Origin of the sequence: Planctopirus limnophila DSM 3776, from assembly GCF_000092105.1 — a bacterium.
GTDB classification, from domain to species: domain Bacteria; phylum Planctomycetota; class Planctomycetia; order Planctomycetales; family Planctomycetaceae; genus Planctopirus; species Planctopirus limnophila.
The window spans coordinates 5,263,591-5,282,324 of record NC_014148.1; the positions used below are offsets into that span (position 1 = coordinate 5,263,591).

Annotated in this window: 13 protein-coding genes; 7 read left to right on the forward strand and 6 right to left on the reverse strand. The window is 53.8% G+C overall.

Going from position 1 to position 18,734, the window contains the following annotated elements; all coding sequences use genetic code 11:
- Positions 1 to 196: 196 nt before the first annotated feature.
- A complete protein-coding gene (locus PLIM_RS21095) occupies positions 197 to 2,617 on the forward strand; it encodes an outer membrane protein assembly factor BamB family protein (protein WP_196349498.1) in 2,421 nt (806 codons plus the stop codon).
- 162 nt (positions 2,618 to 2,779) lie between these two features.
- On the opposite strand, the gene PLIM_RS21100 is transcribed toward PLIM_RS21095, so the two are convergent.
- Positions 2,780 to 3,490, reverse strand: coding sequence for a zinc metallopeptidase (locus PLIM_RS21100; protein WP_013112347.1), 711 nt, complete (start codon positions 3,488 to 3,490; stop codon positions 2,780 to 2,782).
- A gap of 435 nt (positions 3,491 to 3,925) precedes the next feature.
- On the opposite strand from PLIM_RS21100, the gene panD reads away from it, so the two are divergent.
- The 3 genes from panD (at position 3,926) to PLIM_RS21120 (ending at position 5,980) form a co-directional block, all read left to right on the forward strand.
- Positions 3,926 to 4,288 (forward strand): aspartate 1-decarboxylase, encoded by a 363-nt coding sequence (gene panD, locus PLIM_RS21110; protein ID WP_013112348.1) that lies wholly within the window; start codon positions 3,926 to 3,928, stop codon positions 4,286 to 4,288.
- Between the two features lie 139 nt (positions 4,289 to 4,427).
- Complete coding sequence (locus PLIM_RS21115; RefSeq protein ID WP_013112349.1) at positions 4,428 to 5,408, forward strand: DUF6807 domain-containing protein; 981 nt, start codon at positions 4,428 to 4,430, stop codon at positions 5,406 to 5,408.
- A 74-nt stretch (positions 5,409 to 5,482) separates the two neighbouring features.
- Positions 5,483 to 5,980 carry a quercetin 2,3-dioxygenase gene (locus PLIM_RS21120; RefSeq protein WP_013112350.1) on the forward strand — a complete coding sequence of 166 codons (498 nt, stop codon included), beginning with the start codon at positions 5,483 to 5,485 and terminating at the stop codon, positions 5,978 to 5,980.
- A gap of 19 nt (positions 5,981 to 5,999) precedes the next feature.
- On the opposite strand, the gene PLIM_RS21125 is transcribed toward PLIM_RS21120, so the two are convergent.
- The 5 genes from PLIM_RS21125 to PLIM_RS21145 form a co-directional block, all read right to left on the reverse strand.
- Entirely contained in the window at positions 6,000 to 6,494 is a 495-nt protein-coding gene (locus tag PLIM_RS21125) for a hypothetical protein (protein WP_013112351.1), read from the reverse strand.
- 110 nt (positions 6,495 to 6,604) lie between these two features.
- Entirely contained in the window at positions 6,605 to 9,397 is a 2,793-nt protein-coding gene (locus tag PLIM_RS21130) for an O-antigen ligase family protein (RefSeq protein WP_013112352.1), read from the reverse strand.
- The gene (locus PLIM_RS21135; protein WP_013112353.1) at positions 9,397 to 11,622 is read right to left on the reverse strand and encodes a GumC family protein; all 2,226 of its coding nucleotides are present in this window, start codon (positions 11,620 to 11,622) and stop codon (positions 9,397 to 9,399) included. Before PLIM_RS21135 ends, PLIM_RS21130 begins: the two co-directional genes overlap by 1 nt.
- Before the next feature lie 171 nt (positions 11,623 to 11,793).
- A complete protein-coding gene (locus tag PLIM_RS21140) occupies positions 11,794 to 12,984 on the reverse strand; it encodes a polysaccharide biosynthesis/export family protein (RefSeq protein ID WP_041402438.1) in 1,191 nt (396 codons plus the stop codon).
- 341 nt (positions 12,985 to 13,325) lie between these two features.
- Positions 13,326 to 14,660, reverse strand: coding sequence for an excinuclease ABC subunit UvrC (locus PLIM_RS21145; RefSeq protein ID WP_081440365.1), 1,335 nt, complete (start codon positions 14,658 to 14,660; stop codon positions 13,326 to 13,328).
- Positions 14,661 to 14,909: 249 nt separating this feature from the next.
- On the opposite strand from PLIM_RS21145, the gene PLIM_RS23405 reads away from it, so the two are divergent.
- The 3 genes from PLIM_RS23405 (at position 14,910) to PLIM_RS21160 (ending at position 18,404) form a co-directional block, all read left to right on the forward strand.
- Positions 14,910 to 16,235, forward strand: a complete 1,326-nt coding sequence (locus PLIM_RS23405; protein WP_196349499.1) for an ABC transporter permease — start codon at positions 14,910 to 14,912, stop codon at positions 16,233 to 16,235.
- A 79-nt stretch (positions 16,236 to 16,314) separates the two neighbouring features.
- Positions 16,315 to 17,028, forward strand: a complete 714-nt coding sequence (locus tag PLIM_RS21155; protein ID WP_013112357.1) for an HAD family hydrolase — start codon at positions 16,315 to 16,317, stop codon at positions 17,026 to 17,028.
- A gap of 254 nt (positions 17,029 to 17,282) precedes the next feature.
- Entirely contained in the window at positions 17,283 to 18,404 is a 1,122-nt protein-coding gene (locus PLIM_RS21160; protein ID WP_013112358.1) for a Gfo/Idh/MocA family protein, read from the forward strand.
- Positions 18,405 to 18,734 lie beyond the last annotated feature (330 nt).

Consider the following 18,734-nt stretch of genomic DNA (forward strand, 5'->3'; position numbering starts at 1 on the left):
ACATAGCTCGCATTTTTCAGATTGAGCAAGATGGAGTTGATCTGCCGGGGCAAGAGAGCATCAGTTTGTTGGCAAAACCGGGGCTTTGACAAAAGATGGCAAAATGCAGGATCGTTTTTCGAAAAAACGACATGATTCCCAGGAACTGTCAGAGCTGACTGGCAAAACTCAATCTATGCATGATTCTCGACAATATATGAACGCAAGATCACATAATAACGACCGTGGCTGGTGGCAGAGCCGCTGTGGTTGTCAGCAACTCTGCTATCTCTTCGTGATTCCTCTTTGGCTGTTCACATCAGGTGACGGGCCGCAGATTGCGATTTCTCAGGAACCTCCCGGACTGCGGGAAGCGTGGACGTTCAATCTCTCGGAGCCTGCTTTGCGGCAGCTCGATGCCGTTCGGGAGAACATGGAGGCTGGCCAATGGTCAGAGGCTGTCGAGATGGTCGAGTCAGTGCTGGAGTCGTCCGCTCATGAACTGGTGGCACTCAATCAACTGGCTTGGATTGGCGAAGCTCAGACCGCTGCATGGGCTGGTCAGAATAACCTTGAGAAAGTCATTTCAGGGCCGCACCTTTCCAGAAGGAGTTCTTCCGGTCAGCGAGTGTTGAACGTCGAGCTCACTGTTCGGCAGATACTCTCCGGATGGCCCGAAGAAGGTCGCAAAGTTTATCGCGAGAAGTTTGATCCCAAAGCCCGCCGCTGGTGGGGCGAATATCAATCGACTGGTGACGTGACGTTTCTGGAACGGATCGTGCAACGGGCGTGGCTGGCGAGCGATGGAGATCTCGCCGTCAATGAACTGGCGCACCACGCATTTCGGCAGCGGGAATACATCACGGCAAGGCTTCTGTGGCAATCGCTTCTCCAGCCTGAGTTGCGGATGAAGCTCAGGGGTTTCTCAATGGTTCAAGTCCAACCAGAGGCGACTTACCCGGATAGCGACTTGCCTGCAGCCGATGTCGTGGCCCGTATTGTGCTGTGCCGACTCTTCAGTGGTGATGAACCAGGGACGGCTGCCGGGATCGAGTTGCTGGCGAAAGAATTCCCTGAAGCCAAGGGAAAGCTGGGAGACCAGGAAGGGAAATGGTTTGAGTTGATTGATCAGGTTCGGGCTGCACTGATTGAGCGAGGTATCAGGCAGATTGATCCAGGTGTCAGGCAGAACACACAGAAAAATTCTTCTGCAGCGAATCTCGCACATGATGCCCGGAAAACAGCGATTGCCGAATCTCCGGTGACTTTTTCCAGTCGCGGGTGGGCGAAACAAATCGAGGATCTGACACTTCCTCGCACCTGGGGAGGAATCCCGTCGAGAACAGGGAACATCGGGCCGGCTTTTGATCTGGGGGCACCTGTCTGGTCAGCAGACATTCCGCAGGAAAAGCTCTCGCTGTATAAGCCGACAGAGCAGCGGTTACTGGCGGATGTACCAGCCTCTTATCCACTGATCTGGAACAATCTGGTGCTGCTCCCAACCGCCAATCAGATCATGGCGTGGGATGTTATCAGCGGTCGTCCCGCGTGGAAAACCGCTCTCGATGCAAACGCTTCGATCTATCCCCCCAATGGTGGTGAATCTTTGGTTCCTCCCATTCTTCCATCGCGCGGAAGACCCGCTTATTCGCTGACAGTAGCTGATGAGCGTCTATATGCCCGGCTGGGCTGGCCAGTGACCCTGAAAGCAGAGAATGAAACGCGAGATGTGGGTGGCCAGTTAATCTGCCTCGACGTAGGGAAAGAGCAGGGCAAGCTGCATTGGAGCGTCTTGCCTGCCGACCTCTTTGAAGAGGATGAAAGCTGGGAGTTCGCCGGGACACCGGTGGTTCGTAACGGTGCGGTCTACACCATTTTGACTCGTTCGCGAGCGGTCATCGAATGGGCTCTGATGTGCCAGGATGCGGAGACTGGAAATCTCCGCTGGCTGACCAGACTGGGTTATAGTCGCACCACACAACTGCCGAATGTCAATCAACTGGGGTTGGCTCTGGCGACTGTTCAAGAGGGGTTCGTGATTGTTTCGGTTGAGCCGGGAGGAGTGATTTGTATTGATGGAAAAACAGGTCGATCCCTCTGGGGTAACGCGTCGAAAGTCGTTCCCGGGGAAGACCCGCGCTGGCCATATGTCGTGTTGCCCTGCCTGGTTGAACACGACGTGGTAATAGCAGCTCCAGCCGGTGCGGATGAGTTACTGGCATTGGATCTGGCCACGGGGGCCATGTTGTGGTCGCGGCCGCAGCCGGAAAAACTTTCCCAATGGCTGGGTATTCGCGAGGGGAGCCTGTTTGCCGGTGGGAAATCACTCTGGGCGCTGGAACTGAACAGTGGAAAGACCGAATGGCAGTTTGAACAAAGTGATCCTGAGTGGATGAGTTTTGGACAGGGTTTATTTGCTGGTGAGTCGATTTTGTGGCCTGCGCGCGAAGCTCTGTTTGAAATCGATCCAGAGAGTGGGACACCCACCAGAATTCACCACTGGCAGATCAGTGGCAGCGAATGCGCTGGAGGGCATCTGGCACTGGTCAATGGCCGGCTGGTCGTTTCTCAGCGAGATCGAATCGTGGTCTATGGGGAAGAAGCAGGCGTTGTCAGGCCGGCACTGGGTCAGCGATAAACTGGGACAACGTTAACAGGTGATTCTTGATTTTGGGGTGATCAGGCCAAAGTGCAGTGTCACCTGCTCTGTCTGTCACTTGCTAGGGGCGAGCCAACGAAAACACCAGCAGAGGAAAGCCGCTGCTGGTGTGGCTGAAATGTTCAAAGTATGTCGGCGTGACTATTCGTCGTTGGATCTCAAGAAACCACTGAAGCGGAAGATGTAGTAGGCCAGTGTCAGCACCGATTGCAGCGTCGCTGCCACATAAGTGAGAGCCGCAGCATCGAGAACCTGCCTCACGACAACGGCCCCCTGTTGATCGACCACACCCATCTGATTCAGGTACTGCTTGGCACGGTTGGAGGCATCGAATTCAACGGGCAGGTTGACCAGTTGGAAGAAGACAATGCCACCAAAGGCCGCAATCCCGCCGATGATCATCAGTTTGCCCAAAGGCGATCCTTGAGCAGCAAACAAAGCTCCCAGCATCAGCAGTCCAAACGACAACATGGGGCCTACGGTCGCTGCCGGCACTGCTGCATTGCGAATGACCAGCGGAGCGTAGTGGCGAGCATGTTGAATGGCGTGCCCGACTTCGTGGGCAGCAATTCCGACAGCGGCCAGTGTTCTGGAGCGGTACACATCGGTGCTTAACCTCACGACCCTCGTGGAGGGGTCGTAGTGATCGGAAAGCTCGCCGGGTGTTTCTTCGATGACGACATCTGAAAGACCGGCGTCATCGAGCATCTGCCGGGCAGCTGTCGCGCCAGAAATCGTGGAAGGTTCCTGCATACCGGCGGCATAGGCCGCCTTTACGCGGTACTGAGCCCACATCGACAACAGAAACGCAGGGATCACAAACACAAAATAAACCGGATCGAAACCCAGCATGTTCTTACTCTCCTTTTCCTTTCCAGCAAGGTCCACAGGGCCTTGGTCTGCCCGATTCCCGACCAGTTCGACTGCAAAAATTGCAGTCACCATGGTCTTTGAACCCATGACTGCAAATTTCGCGCTCATTTGAAAAATACGTGATCTGGCGAGGAAAAGATCAAAAGACCGACCGGAAATGTCTTGGTTTTTGCAGAAGTCCAGATCAGTTCTCGATTTTTGCCGCACGCACCAACTGTTGTTGATACTTCCATTTTCCGAGTGAGACGCTGGAAGTTTTTTGCCTGCCTCCCTTTTCGATGGGGAGTCCACTCGCGAGAATGGCATTTGAGATGCTGGTGGACTGTCGATAAACGTTCTCGATTCGAAGCCACTCGGTCGGACGACTCAACTTTTGCGTGCCTGGTTCCTGGCGAGCCATTGGGGCTGAGATTGATGCAACGCACATTCCTGAAATCGAAGATTCACCGGGCGACGATTACCGAAGCTCTTCTGCACTATGAGGGAAGCATTACGGTGGATCGAGTTCTGCTCGAACTGGCCGATATCCTCGTGCACGAGCAGGTTCACATTTACAATATTACTAACGGTGAGCGATTCATTACTTACGCGATTGAAGGCCCGCCCAATTCGGGAGTGATCTGCGTCAATGGAGCAGGTGCCCGGCTGGTACAGCCCGGGGATCTGATTATCATCTGCTCATACGTCCAGATGGAAACAGCCGCCGGTCAGGAATTGAAGCCCAAGGTGATTCTCGTTGACCGCGAGAACCGTGCTCTCACTCAGCCACAGGATTGATGGATTCGCTGGCTTATCTTTTTGAATCTCCTCGGGAGTTTGATGGTCTCTGCCTGATTTTCTGAGTCAGGGGAGGATCTTGATCTGGTACGCTGCATGCAGATCAAGATCACCATTGAGATGACTGCATGAGGCTGCCATGTCGAAACTCTTTCCGCGTTGTCAGGCCATTCCCGTCAGTGGGTACGAAGTCAAGTTTGTCGTGGATGGCTGGCATCGATTGTCGTGGCATTACGGGACGGATTACCCCAGGCCCTATCTGGATCCGCTGATTGGCCCTTCAGGCCTGAGCCTCACACGCATGGGGCATCCGGGAGCACCTGATCACGATCATCATCAGTCGATCTGGTTCTCACATATGAATGTGACTGGCCTCGACTTCTGGCTGAATGGCAAAGGTCCGTTTGTTCGCCAGAGAGAATGGCTGGCTTATATCGACAGTGATGACGAAGCGATCATGGCTGTACGACTCGACTGGTTCGATGGCCACAACCCGGCTCCTTTGCTCGAGCAGGAACTGATTGTCTCCGTGCGTCCGCATGACGCTGCGGAAAGTGAAGATCCGAATCAATTGCCAGTGGGGGAAACTCTGGTTGAAGTGGAAACAAAACTCACGCCTGTCTCCGAGCAGCTTGAACTGGGAAAAACCAACTTCGGCCTGATGGCGGTGCGGGTGGCGAAAAGCATTTCCGCGGTGTTTGGCGGTGGCCGACTGAGCAGCAGCGAAGGTCTTGAAAACGAAAAAAACATCTTCGGGAAGAAAGCCCGCTGGATGGATTATTCCGGGCCGATCATGCCTGCTCCTGATGCCACACAGCCCGATCTGGAAGAAGGGATTACGTTTTTCGATCACCCTTCCAATCCCGATCATCCAACGCATTGGCATGTGCGTAATGATGGCTGGATGGGTGCCTCGCTCTGCTTCGCTGGCCCGCGCCTCATTACCCAGGCTCAGCCACTCAAGCTCCGCTATCTGCTGCACGCTCACACGGGAAATCATCAGCCTGAGAAAGCTGCGAAAGTGTTTGAAACATTCTCCCGCTCTCCTGGCTTTGTGATCGAAAAAGGGAAAGTCCCACATTACCGCTGGTGGGTACGTCGTGCCGATGCGGTGACATGATCACTCTATGGCAGCTCACGGTCTGCGACTCGAACAATCAAACTTTTGCTCCTTCACCCATACAGAGACTGATCATGCATCGAGAACCAACACGCAAACATGTCTGGGAAGGCCGCACCATCAGTGTCGTCGGCGATGTCTACCGCTTCCTGGTCACTGCACAGGAGACGGGCGGAACTTACACCCAGTTTGAAGCCACTGTTCCACCTGGGGGAGGACCGCCACTGCATATTCATAGTCGTGAGGAGGAAGGCTTTTTCGTGATTGAAGGGGAAGTGACGTTCCAGATCAATGACGAGACGATTGTTGCAGGGCCGGGGATGTTTGCGAATGTTCCACGCGGCGTGAAGCATTGCTTCCGCAATGAAAGTGATGCACCCGCCCGCCTGCTGATCACTCTGGCGCCGGCAGGACTTGAAGAGATGTTCTTTGCCGTCGGGCATCCCTTGGAAGAAGGTTCGACAATTCCCGTGCCGGCAACTTTGGAGGATATTCAGAAGTTGATCGAAATTGCCCCCAGCTACGGCATCGAAATCCTTCATCCAGATGGTCATGCCTCCGGGGCAGAATAATCCTTCGATAGATCGTCGTTCACTGAATTTCATGAGGATCAAAATTGACCAGCTGATTGTTGCGGAAGAAGAGCACAATCACCCGGCCATTGGAATCGGGGCCCCAGCGATAGCCGTCATCGGTCACCAGGTAATTGGCACCGGTCTTGTAACTTTCGGCTCGATCACCCGCAGGCTCAGCTTCGGTGGAGATTGCCTGGTTAACCTCGTTGACAGACATGCCGTTATCGATGGTATTGCGCAGGAGCCAGGTGAGAGATTCGGCACTCTGATGCTCGCGCCAGTTGGCCTGATGTTTCGCCTTCTTCGCTTCGAACTCGGCATCGTGCCGATAATACTGCATACCGGGGATATTGAGTTTGGTGATCGATTCACAACCCAGCGTGCATGTGATGATCAGCACAATCACCCACGCACCCGGGACGATGAACATGCCGGGCTTTCGCGGTGCGTGCTTTGAATGGGTCGCTCGAACTGAAGACTGACTGAAGTCGCGATATTGGGAACTGTTCATGGCGATGATTCCGCGTTGAACTTGAGAAAGAATTCGCCTCGCAAAAAGTGACTAAGCGAATTCGATGAAGGGAAGGGAATGAGATTCGAGGAAGGGTTGATCAGGGAGGTTTATCGGAGGGGAGATAATGATGGCGAAGTCTGATGACCAGCCGGTATCACGAGTGATGTGCGGGGAGAAAGTGAACGTTGAGCGGATTGTCTGGAGCGGAGCACAGATTCGTACATTTTGGCGTAAGCGGGATTTGCGGGCTGCAGATCGACACAACGCTTCAAATGCCTTTCGGCAGAATCCCACTCTTGAAGTCGCATGTATAAACCACCCAGATCGCGATGTTGAGCTACGGTTTCGGGATGGAGTTCTTCGACCTTTGCCAGAGTCTCACGGAGAGCCGCCAGATTTTTCGCATTCCAGAACTGATAGGCCGCTGAGATCAGCTTGCCGCGGGCAATTTCTGGTGCTGCCTGATCGGATTCTCTGGTGAGAATTTTCCCGAGTGCATCGGCAGCGAGAACGACGTCTGCTTCCTTTTTGAGTTTGGTGTAGGCAGCGAGAATATCACTGGCCGCTTTGCTGTCGGGTTCGAACTGAGCGATCAATTCCTGAGCAGGAATCGATGGTGCAAGGAGATTGATAATCTGTCGTCTGGCACTTGAGTAATCGACAAAGACCTGCTTCCACAATGCCATCCCCGCTTCTGCTTCCCCTGAGGTAATCAGTGCGGTTCCCTTCGCCAGCAAGAGGTTCGAGGCATACGGTCTGACAACGAGTCCCTGTTCGAGCATATTGCGGGATTGTTCTGCTGATGAACCTTGCAGAAACCCGAGTTCATACATCTGCAGGTAAGCGGTTCCTGTTAATGGCAGCGAACGAACCGATCGGCGGGCGAGTTGATGGGAGGCATCGATGTATTTCAATGATGGGCCAACCACCCGTTGCAACCATTCGCGGAGTTGGGCGTTCGATTCAAATCCACCCGAGCCTGCTGTCTGCTGCAATTGAGCCAGAGGAATGGCATTTTCGGGATCGCGTTCCTGCAGTTCGATAAAGAAGTTCTTGAGCTGCAAAGAGGCCAGAATGGCGTAGCGTCCATCAGCCGGATCGAGTTTGGTGGCTGCCAGAATATGCTTCAGTTTGAGAGTATTGATCTCTTGAGGTTCGATATCGGGGCGCGGTCGAAAAACGAGGAGTTGAAACTGACGGAATTGTGTGTAGGCCTTCACCACGGGTGTGAGTTCGAGAGTCCACCAGGTTCCCGCGAGAATTGTCAGTGCCAGTGGGGCTGCATAAAACCATTGTGGTAACTGCAGCCCGGGCAAAGCTGGGACTGCGGATGAAACTTCTGAGGAAGTCCCTTTGGGTTGCAAGCGGGCAAATGCATCACAACGGCAGGCGACAGCTGCGAGCATGGCCAGAATGACGGTGTTTCCCGGTGCATACCATGCAAAATCCGTCACGGAATGTATGGTCGTCGCCACAGCCGCAGAGAGAATGGCGACACCAATGAGCCGAAGCTCCTGATCTTTGGCCAGGTGCAGCCGGATCGATGCTGCAAAGACGATGACCAGAGCGAGGATCGCACAGGCGAGTGCCGGGAGCCCCAGTTCGACGGCAATCTGCAGATAGCCATTTTCTGCATGGGTGTATTCGGTCTCACCATCTTTTTTAGGGAGATAGACCGGATAAATTTCGCGATGACTTCCCAGGCCACTACCGACGAGAGGGAAGTCTTTGATCATCACTGTGAGGGCCTGCCACAGTTTTCGCCGACCGTCTTCTCCATCCATTTCTTCAATGCCACCACTGATGGCGACTTCGACTTTTTCATCCAGACTCATAAATTCCGGCTTGAAAATGACCAGGCCACCAGCCACGAGAGCACAGGCCAGCAGACCACCCATGAGCATTCGAAAGGAGATTAATCTGGCGAAGCTGCCAGAAATCATGAAGGTCAGAATGGCCAGGATCGTCACAATGGAGCCCATGCGGGAGAGTGATCGCAACGAAGCAAAACTGATGACAATTGCACTGACAGCTAATAATCCGGCCATTATCAGGGCGATCGAGATTCCCGAAGTTTTGCCAAAGCCTGGTGAAGAGAATCCGCCCGTCGACGGTTGATCTGCTGGTTGTTGATGCTGCATGTGCCAGTAGCACATCCAGGCCAGGACAGGGCCGATCCCGATGGCCATAAAATGGGCGAAGTTATTACGATTGGTGAAGGCCCCTTTGACGACATCTTTTGCTGTGCCAAAGTGATGTTCGTAGAAGCCAAAAAACAGATTAGTGCCTGCAAAAAACTGCAACAGGGCAAACAAAGCCATGGCGATGATCGCACAGGCGATAATCCCCAGGACACGCCAGGCATCGCTGGTTTGCCTCTGATGCTGATAAGTCATGGCAAAGACCAGCGCGGTCGAGAGGAAGAGAATCAATCCCTGCTGCGATTCGTGGGGAGCAACCGTGAGCAGCTTCCACGTCGAGGCGGCTCCTGTGCCCGGTGAAAGTGATACCAGAGTGGTCAGTTGAGGCGAGATCGATTTCAAAGTGGCTTCGGGAAGGGGTGTCAGTTGTAGAAACATGACACCGGCCACAAACGCCATTGGTAGATACATCCACGACCAGACCAGAGGCGTGGGTTCATCGGTCACGATCTGGCGTAAACACCACAACCCAGCGGCCAGCGGGCCCAGTATGGCCAGGGCAATCCAGCCATAAGGCTCGCGACCGCCCATGATGAAAGGAATCGCGAAAGCCAGGAGCACCAGTGCCACATCGAGCAGCGTCCAATGCCTGACTGAAGAGTGCTCATTAAGTGCGGTGCGAGCATGACTCTCGCGATGGCGGCTGGAGGATCGCCTCGAGGAACGGTGCGAGCGATGTTCGGCATGCGTCGCGTCCATCAGGCGGCCGTCCTGGAAGAATAACTCGAATGTGACGAAGCATGATCATCGAGCAAGTCATCGTGATCACCATCGGTATCGGTATGACCGTAGCCATAGCCATAACCGTAGCCGTAGCCATACCCACCAGCCCGATCGCTGGACATGTTATTGAGGGCCAGACCGAGCAGGTTATTGCCCCACATCCGCAGTGTTTCGGCAGCACGGATGACTGACCGCCGCTGATTTTTATCGGGTCTGACAACGAGCACCACGCCATCGACCATGCGTCCTAACACGCCAGCATCGCTGACTGCCAGAATGGGAGGAGCGTCGATCAGAACCTGGTCGTATTGAGATTCCACATAGGCTAGAAGTTCACTGAAGCGGGTTGAGGAAAGGAGTTCAAGAGGATTCGCCGGCCTGGGCCCGGCTGGGATGATATCGAGTCCTGCGAGATCAGAAACCACCACATTGTTGCGTAGAGAATTCTCAATCGAATCGTCGTTTCGCAGGATTGTCGAGAGGCCATACGATCCGCGCAGCTTCATGGTTTTGGAAAGGCCCGGGCGGCGCATATCGCAGTCGATGATGATCGTACGTCGGCCGGATTGAGCATAAGCCACAGCCAGGTTTGTCGAGACAGTGGTCTTACCATCGCCAGGTTCGGTACTCGTGATGACCAGACGGCGGATATCGTCTCCGGCAAACTGAATCGCCGTACGTAAGGTGCGGAAAGCTTCTGTCGAAGATTCGTGAGGAGCGACAAAGGCATGGACAGAGTCGAGGCCGTTCCCATCGTATGTAGGAAGCGATGGGATAAACGAAAGGACGGGAGCCCCCAGTTGCAAGCTGGTCTCTTCTGGCGAGCGAAAACGATCATCCAGGAGATCGGCGAGATACACCAATGCCAGGCCCAGAGAAATCCCGGCCATCAAAGAGACAGCGACTGTCAGTGACAATTTGGGATGCACGGGCCTTGGATTGACCTTGGGTTCTCCGACGACAGCCGTACGAATGCCTTTGTCTTTACCAAGATCAATGCCACGAATTCGCTCAAGGACGAGATCGTAAAAAGCGCGCAAACGCTTGGTATCCATCTGCAGAATTTCGAGCTTGGCGAGTTCACCGTTGAGTGAAAGTGCATTCTGCCTTTCAATATCGAATTGAGCACTGACAGAGGCCTCGTGCTGCTGGGAATGCTGCACGCGTTGTCTGGCCATTTGCAGCAGACGCGGCGTGAGTTCTTCCATGCGGAGTTGTTTGAGCCGGTCGATGGTGACTTGCCTGCGGCTGGCCATCCACTGCTCTTTGGCCTGAATGGCATCGCGAAGTTCCATGACTTTGGGATGATTGGGGCCATAGCTTTCGAGAGCCGTCCGCATTTTGGCCTGCTCTTGCAGCAGTTGTTCCGTCATACGACTGATGGCCATGCCTTCCTGGGAATCGAGGCCCAGTTCTCCCATCATGAACTGTTTGCCCACGACATCGAGACTGGCCATAGCAAACTGCAGGACGTCTTCACCGCGGGAAATGGCCTGTTCGAGAGCTGCCAGTTGAGCCGTCGCTCGCAAAGTTTCTTCTTTGGCCTTCATGAACTCTTCGTTGAGTCTGACGACACGCGCCACGGCCACGTTTGTGGCGTTATCTGTACCGTTGCTGACGAAGGTCAATGAGCGCCCGCGCAGCTCGATGAGTTCGGCCTCTCTAGTGGCCAGTTTCTGTTCGAGTTCGACTTTTTCTTTCGAGAGGATCTGCAGGATTTCCTGCGAAGTTCCCTGGTGGTTCTTATTGAGAAAATCGATGGAGGCACTGAGAACGGCATACAAAATGGCAGCGGCGGCTTTGGGATCCCGCGAGCGGCAAGTCAGTTCGAGCACGTTGGTCTGCCGGGCAGAGCGGACAGTTACCATTTTCTTGAGGACGCCCGGCCAGTCGGCAGGGGCGACTCCTCGAAAATCGGTGCGGTATTTCACTGGCAGCTTTTGAGCCGCATCTGCCAGAACGATATCGCCCTGCATGATGCGTTCATAAGTGGGCATGAGGTCTTTCATGGCAGCTCCTTCGGGAGCACCATCCAGGACTTTGCTACCTGTCTGCAGGATGAGAAGTTCGGCTTTCGACTCGTAGTATCTAGTCGAAACGATGTAGTAAGCAGCACCTAGAGCACTGGCTGCCAGGACGGCGAGAATAATCAGCCCTTTGCGATACTGTACGCTTCGCCAGAAACGCATGAGCGTTTGCATGGTGTTCGCCTCCGGCATCATCAGGGTACTTGACCCTGGCAAACCGGATTCATATTCGGGCGATACAGACATTGGCGAAAGACTTTCTCGCTACTTCATTGGGAGTTGAATCACGACTTCAGGTTGGCTGAATTTCTGGTCAATCAGGGCTTTAAGTGAACTTGTCTGGCCTTAGAAAATGGCGGCACTGCCACCGATGGTGAAGCGAATCACCTGGGTGATCGTGTCGAGCATGACGGTGGCGGCGGTCTGTTCGACCGAAACGACATCGCCTGGTTGCAGTAAGAGATTTTCCTGTCCGTTGGACTTGGCCTTCTGCATACTTACGGTGACGACGGCGGGATCGCTGCTGTCTGTTCGCTGGCGGATGACGTAGATCTTATTGGCCGCTTTGGAAGAGACACCACCTGCGATCGCAATGGCGTCGAGAACGTGAATGTCTTTTCCTACGGGGAAGTCGAACTTTCCGGGCTTGGTCACCAGACCAATGACTTGCAATGGCTGGTAATCGTGCCTTTCCACGTTGATGACGGCACCATCTTCCAGTCGATATTCCGTACCTCGCCCTTCTTTCACAGCGGAGACGAGATCGATCTGTAAGGTTTTCTTCGCTCCCACGCCGGCCTTGATGTCATTGGGGTTACCTGTCTCGGTCTGACCACTGACCCGGGCAATGGGGTCACTGTTCCGCGTGGGTGAGGGAGCCCCTTTATCCGGGTTGCGAATTTCAACATGGGTGCCGGCAGTGGGTGAAAGATTTCCAGCAGCCACAATCGCAGCGAGGAGATCGCTGGCATCGCGAGGCAATTCGACGACACCCGGTTTGTTGACGGCACCCAGAACCGTAATTCTGTTCAAGCGGCGGCGTTTCATCGTTACGGTCACATGGGGCTGGCGATACAAACCACGACTGACGGCAACGGAAGCAATGGCCCCTTCAGCATCCGAAAGCTCCATCCCGGCGAGTTCCACCGGGCCAACGACGGGAATATTGGCAGTGCCATCTTCACCGACGCGTGTGGGAAAAATTACGGCTTCAGTGGCTCCCAGGCCAGCCGCAATGGTGACTTCGACGACGTCGCCAGTGCCGATCAATTCATTACTGGGGTACTGTGTGGCTAACTTGGAGAGGTCAAGAGTCTGGGCATTCTCCGCTTTTTTGGCGACCAGTTGCGGGGGCAATGTTCGCGTAGAGAAATGGTTGGGAGAGCTGCAACCGGAATATCCGAGGGCGCCAAACAGCAATACACAGAACATCACCACCGTTGGTTGTGGAGGTTTCATCCGTGGTGTTTGTGGGGGCCTCATGTCGCAGTTCCATTGCGGCAAATGATAGCGCGGCGATTCAATTCGAGATGGCATCCTGCCTTCTCAGCGTCCGATATAGGTCATGCTGAAAAATTGGTCAACCCGGAAAGATTTTCCCTCAAGTTCACATCGCACTCTGCCGACACGATTTTCTTCATCGGCGATAATTGCCGATGATTCGCGACAGTAAGACACCACAGGAACCCCAAACCACTTAAAGATCCGAAGTGCATCAATTCACCAAAAGCAGCACAGACGACTTACTTCACCCAATTCGCCGGGAGTACAGGCTCTGATTCTGAGTGGCGTGAGAACAGTGAATTTGGATGGAACAGTGTCTCTCCTCGACAGTATGCCCCAAAATGATATTGAGAACGGGGTTTCTCTTCTCGTGGTTACTCTTCTCCAAAGGTGGACTTTCGTCTGAGAAGATGATGGTACTGCTGGGCGAAGCGGTGCGATTCATCGCGGACGGATTGCAATAGCCGCAGTGCATACGAGTGGCGACTTAGAACCTTCGGCTCGCTCTCGCCTGGCAGGAAAATCTCTTCTTCGCGTTTGGCCAACGAGATCACCAGTGGAAGTTTGACTTCGATGGATTTGAGCGCTTCCATGGCTGCACCCAGTTGGCCCTTGCCTCCATCGATCAGCAGAATATCCGGGAAATTCTCCCCTTCCTGATCGAGCCTGCGAAAGCGGCGGCTCACAACTTCTCTCATCGAAGCAAAGTCATCGACACCATCGACAGTGCGAATCTTAAATCGTTTGTATCCCTGCTTGAAGGGGACTCCATCAATAAACTGCACCAGGCTGGCGACGGTCTCCCCACCTTGCAGATGAGCAATATCGACACCTTCAATTCTGCGTGGCAAAGTTGAGAGACCAAAGACCTTCTTGAGCCCCAGGAGTCCTTTTTTGGGATCGACGTAGAATGCTTCGGGTTGTGCGTGGGATGCCAGATCGCCGCGTTCCTGCAAGGTCATCAAAGCTTTGATCTGATCACGCAGCCGGGCAGCTTTCTCGAACTTGAGTTCCTTCGAAGCCTCCAGCATCTCGCGGTTCATCACCTTGAGCAAACGCTCTTTCTTTCCTTCGAGGAACATGATCAACCGGCGCACATCCCGCCGGTAATCTTCTTTGGAGATCCTGAGATTGCAGGGAGCGGTGCATTGTCCGAGACTGGCCAGCAGACAAGGGCGAAACCAGCGCCATTTCTCTTCATTCGGGTCGATATCGAGCGAGCAATTGCGAAAGCGGAAAATCTTTTGCAGAACCGCGATGGCTCCGCGAAGTTTTCGAGCACTGGTAAATGGCCCGAAGAGTTTCACCCCGCGAGATTTCGGCCTGCGGGTGAACTCAATTCGTGGAAAGGGCTCGCGCGTGGTGATCTGCAGATAAGGGAATGTCTTGTCGTCTTTTAAATCGGAATTGAATCGCGGCTGAATATCCTTAATCAATCGCGATTCCAGCAGCAGGGCATCGACTTCTGAATCGGCATGGAGGAAGTCGATATCGTGAATTTCCGGGATGAGGTCTGCCGTCCGCCGGTCGATGGCAGCCTGCTTGGTAAAATAACTTCCAGCGCGACTTCTTAGGTTGACCGCTTTTCCGACATAGATCACGCGACCGCGAGCATCTTTCATGAGATAGACGCCGGGTGTCGTAGGGAAAGTTTTCACTTTCTCACGTGGTAAAGGTCGTTCACCGGAAAAAAGACGATCCTCGGGCATTGCTGCCAAGGGTGCACCCTCGTCAAACTCGGGATTATCAGAACTTTCTGAGTTTTCGGACATTACTGGAGATTCCGTAGAACAGTGAATCTCTTCATTGTAGACACAGACGCGGAAAAGTGGATGGTGAAGCCAGTCGAGTGAGCACCTGAGTCGTTCAAAAAACGATGCGGGGGAAACCTCGATTGGTGATGAACGGCAATGGATGAACATTTTCAGTTTGAATCGATGTGGACAAGGAGCTTCGGATTGTTCCTGCTGATGACCATCAAGGATCTGAAACTTCTTCTCAAAGATCGCCGGCCACTGGTGACGCTATTGGTGCTGCCAATGGTTTTCATTGCGATTGTGGGGATGTCCACAGGCCAGCTTCTCACGGGCGGAGATACTCGCAAGGCGCCGCGACTGGCGATTTCCAATGCCGATACCAGCGAGTATGGCAATATGCTGGTCGAGAGGTATCAGAGCCGTCCTAATCTCGATGTTCAGATTGCGACGAATGCGGGGCAAGCTCAAAGCCTCGTCGATCTGGGCCGGGTGGATGGAGCGTTGATGATTGGCCCGGAGTTCACTGCGAAAGTTGATGAACTGGGATTACGGGATGTGCTCGATCCCGATCATGGTCAGCTTTCGGGGGGATTAAGTGCCATTGATCTGTCGCTCGATTTGCGTCCCGGGCTGGTCGATGCCGAGATGTTCCGAGCGGCGCTGCTCTCGGATCTTCTCAAAGTCATTGCACCGATCGTGGGCCGCCGCAATGCCTTGACGCGTCGATTCTTCATTGACAGCGCCACGACTCCCGAGGATGTCGACAACGAGGCGCCATCTTCCACGGAAGCTCCTACTAACGAGACATCGCCTGCCGATGCCACACGTAAAAAAGTGGAATCGACTGCCAGTGGCGCTGTTGATTCAGCGATACCGACTGCGGCTCAACCAGTGGTTGCTAAGCCAAAGGAAAATGCCGCTGCCAATGTTTATCTGATTCTGGTGCCGGGCTTCACGGTGATGTTCGTTTTTTTCGTGGTCAATATCATGGCCCGTTCTTTTCTGGCGGAGCGCGACCGGGGGACATTGGACCGACTGCGGATTGCTCCGATTCCGGCATCGGGGATTCTGATTGGCAAGACGTTGCCATTCTTTCTGGTGTCGCTCACGCAGGTTTGTCTGTTGTTTGTGGCGGGTAAGTTGTTCTTTCAGATGTCGTGGGGCCCGGATCCTGTCTGGCTGATCCCGATGATGATCTGTACTTCACTGGCAGCGACATCACTGGGGTTGCTGCTGGCGACGATTGTGCAGACTGATCAGCAGGTGGCTGCCTATGGAACTTCACTCGTGATTCTGTTGGCCTCGATCAGTGGTTGTTTTATGCCGCGCGATTGGCTGCCACCTGTCATGCAGACGATCAGTCTCGCGACTCCGCATGCGTGGTCACTGATTGGATTCGATGTGATCCTGACTCGTCGAGTCGTTGATACCCCTGTGGTTTTGCAGAGTTGTGCCGTGCTTCTGGGTTTTTCGCTCGCGTTTTTCACGGCGGGATATGTTCGATTCCGCGCGATGACGCAAGTTTAATCCGGAGTCGAGATTGAGACTGGGTTTCCTGTTAACGTGTGGGCGAAGTCGATCGAACAACACCTGGCGGTAAGTCGTCATGACTCATCGATTTCTGAGAGACAGATCGATTCGTTGTGTGGCCTTGGATGCTTTTGGAACGATCATCACGCCCGGCGAATCGATTGTCACCATTTATCATCGAGCAGGTCTTCAAAGGGGAAGCACACTTTCGGAAGTCGAGGTCGGTTCGCGATTTCGAATGGCCTATCGATCCCGGCAGACAGGAACACAAACATCTCACGGTGAAGAGATCAGATTCTGGCGCGAAGTTGTGGCAAATGTTTTCCAGGAATTGCCACCACAAAAGATCGACGACTGCTTTGACGAGCTCTGGCATAAGTTTGCTGACCTGGGCTCCTGGCGACTCTTCCCGGATGTGGTTCCCGCACTCGATGCGTTGAAAGCCTCTGGGATCAAGGTTCTGCTGGCCAGTAATTTCGATGATCGACTGATCGAGATTCTCAGGGGGTTTTCGCTGCTTGATCGATTTGACGAACTCTTGATTTCGAGCCAGGTGGGTTGGCGAAAACCTGCAGCAGAATTTTATCGTGCCGTCTTTGAAGCCGCGGGAACGAAGAGCCCATCGATCAGCCCGGCACAAATTTTCATGGTGGGCGATGACTATGAGCATGATGTTGAAGCTGCCAGAAGAGCAGGATTCAGCGCCATCCAGATCTGCCGTGATCCTGCTCAGGTGGATCTCCTCCCCTCACAGATTTCTTCACTGACAGAGCTTTTTGAAAATTCCTGAGGTATGAACCGCTGAGAACATTTGCAGAGATCGATCGTATTGATCAGCGAATCACTGAGATTGTTTGGCTGGAAACTGAGATCGTTGACGAGCCTGTGGTTTGTGCGCTTGTCGATACGGGCTTGTGGCCGCTAGAACAACAGGAAAGTCTGTCATGTTTCCAATCGTTCGCGTTCGCGAAAAGCCGGTCTTTGTGTCGGCTCTCTGAGAATACAATTCACTCCTTTTGAATATGCACTGAGAAGGTCGTCATCATGTCCGTTCAAGCATCGTCGGCCTCGATTGCGGGCAAGCCCTGTCGCTGGGGGATCATGGGTGCTGCTGCCATTGCGCGAAAGAACTGGCAGGGGTTGCGCTGGGCCGAGAATTCGCGTTTAATCGCCGTCGCCAGCCGGAGCCTGGAACGCAGCCAGAGTTTTATTCGAGAGTGCCAGGGGAGTGTGCCTCAACCTCATGAGGTTGAGGCCCTGGGAAGCTATGAAGAATTGCTGGCACATCCCGAGGTGGATGCGGTTTACATTCCTTTGCCGACGGGAGTGCGGAAAGAGTGGATTCTTCGAGCGATTGCTGCGGGGAAGCATGTCTTATCAGAGAAGCCGGTGACAGTTTCCGTTCGTGATCTCCGGGAGATTGTGGCTGCTGCCCGAAAGGCAAACCTCCAGTTTATGGATGGGGTGATGTTCATGCACAGTGCCCGGCTGGAACCGATGGTGGCGCAGATCATGGATAGCGAGCGAGTGGGGCGTGTGCGGCGAATCTGCTCTCACTTTTCTTTCCATGCCCCGGAGAGTTTCTTCAAGGAGAATATTCGTGCCAGTGATGAGCTCGAACCACTGGGCTGCCTGGGTGATCTTGGCTGGTACAACATTCGTATGACACTTTGTGGTTTGCACGGTCAGATGCCGCATACGGCTCGCGCCCGATGTCTGCAAACAACCGGGAATGGCGTGCCGACCGAATTCTCGGCGGAACTTGATTTTGAGGGAGGCACAACCGCCAGTTTTTATTGTTCATTCCATACGGAAACCCAGCAGTGGGCCCACTTCAGTGGTGAGAAGGGATATGTCTGTCTGGATGATTTTGTGCTCCCCTGGTTTGGAACTGCCAGTCGGTGGTCATCTCATCAGGCACAGGTCGTGGCGGAAGGCTGCTTCATGCGGATGGAAAACCATGAGCGATATCATGCCGTCGATGAAATCGCGACAGGTGGGTCAACGGCGCAAGAGACGAATATGTTCCGCACTTTCTCGAACAACGTATTGACGAATAGGCTCGATAGTTACTGGCCAGAGATGGCCCTGAAGACGCAACTGGTTCTCGAAGCCTGCCTGCTCTCGGCCCGGAAAGATCAACCAGTTCCCGTCGAAGCCTACTAGTTTTGGGGAGTCGCTTATCCGGCTCAGGCCCGCCAACAAGCGATGCCATCAATAGTGATGAAATGCCAGTTGAACAGGAGTTGATCGAAACAGAGTTCGAAACCTCGCCCCGGAATGAGTAAGCTCAAGTTGTCGTTTTTTAGCGCTCATCGCGTTGTCTTCTGGCGGTTTCAAACTTCTGTGCAGGATGTCCGGCATGAATCTGTCGATCTGCGATTCTCGAACATCAGAGCCTGGCAGCAGAGTCGTGATGCGTTGGTCAAGTACTAAGCGACCTGGTGAGAAGCGAACGCTGCTTGATTGGACTGGCGTCATGTGGAACGTGTGGAT

Excerpts from the sequence above, each read along its gene's own strand:
- PLIM_RS21120 (WP_013112350.1), top strand. The coding sequence starts at position 5,483 with ATGCATCGAGAACCAACACGCAAACATGTCTGGGAAGGCCGCACCATC.
- PLIM_RS21095 (WP_196349498.1), top strand. The coding sequence starts at position 197 with ATGAACGCAAGATCACATAATAACGACCGTGGCTGGTGGCAGAGCCGC.
- PLIM_RS21100 (WP_013112347.1), bottom strand. The coding sequence starts at position 3,490 with ATGCTGGGTTTCGATCCGGTTTATTTTGTGTTTGTGATCCCTGCGTTT.
- PLIM_RS21160 (WP_013112358.1), top strand. The coding sequence starts at position 17,283 with ATGTCCGTTCAAGCATCGTCGGCCTCGATTGCGGGCAAGCCCTGTCGC.
- PLIM_RS21135 (WP_013112353.1), bottom strand. The coding sequence starts at position 11,622 with ATGCAAACGCTCATGCGTTTCTGGCGAAGCGTACAGTATCGCAAAGGG.
- PLIM_RS21155 (WP_013112357.1), top strand. The coding sequence starts at position 16,315 with ATGACTCATCGATTTCTGAGAGACAGATCGATTCGTTGTGTGGCCTTG.
- panD (WP_013112348.1), top strand. The coding sequence starts at position 3,926 with ATGCAACGCACATTCCTGAAATCGAAGATTCACCGGGCGACGATTACC.
- PLIM_RS21130 (WP_013112352.1), bottom strand. The coding sequence starts at position 9,397 with ATGGACGCGACGCATGCCGAACATCGCTCGCACCGTTCCTCGAGGCGA.
- PLIM_RS21115 (WP_013112349.1), top strand. The coding sequence starts at position 4,428 with ATGTCGAAACTCTTTCCGCGTTGTCAGGCCATTCCCGTCAGTGGGTAC.
- PLIM_RS21145 (WP_081440365.1), bottom strand. The coding sequence starts at position 14,660 with ATGCCCGAGGATCGTCTTTTTTCCGGTGAACGACCTTTACCACGTGAG.
- PLIM_RS21125 (WP_013112351.1), bottom strand. The coding sequence starts at position 6,494 with ATGAACAGTTCCCAATATCGCGACTTCAGTCAGTCTTCAGTTCGAGCG.
- PLIM_RS21140 (WP_041402438.1), bottom strand. The coding sequence starts at position 12,984 with ATGCCATCTCGAATTGAATCGCCGCGCTATCATTTGCCGCAATGGAAC.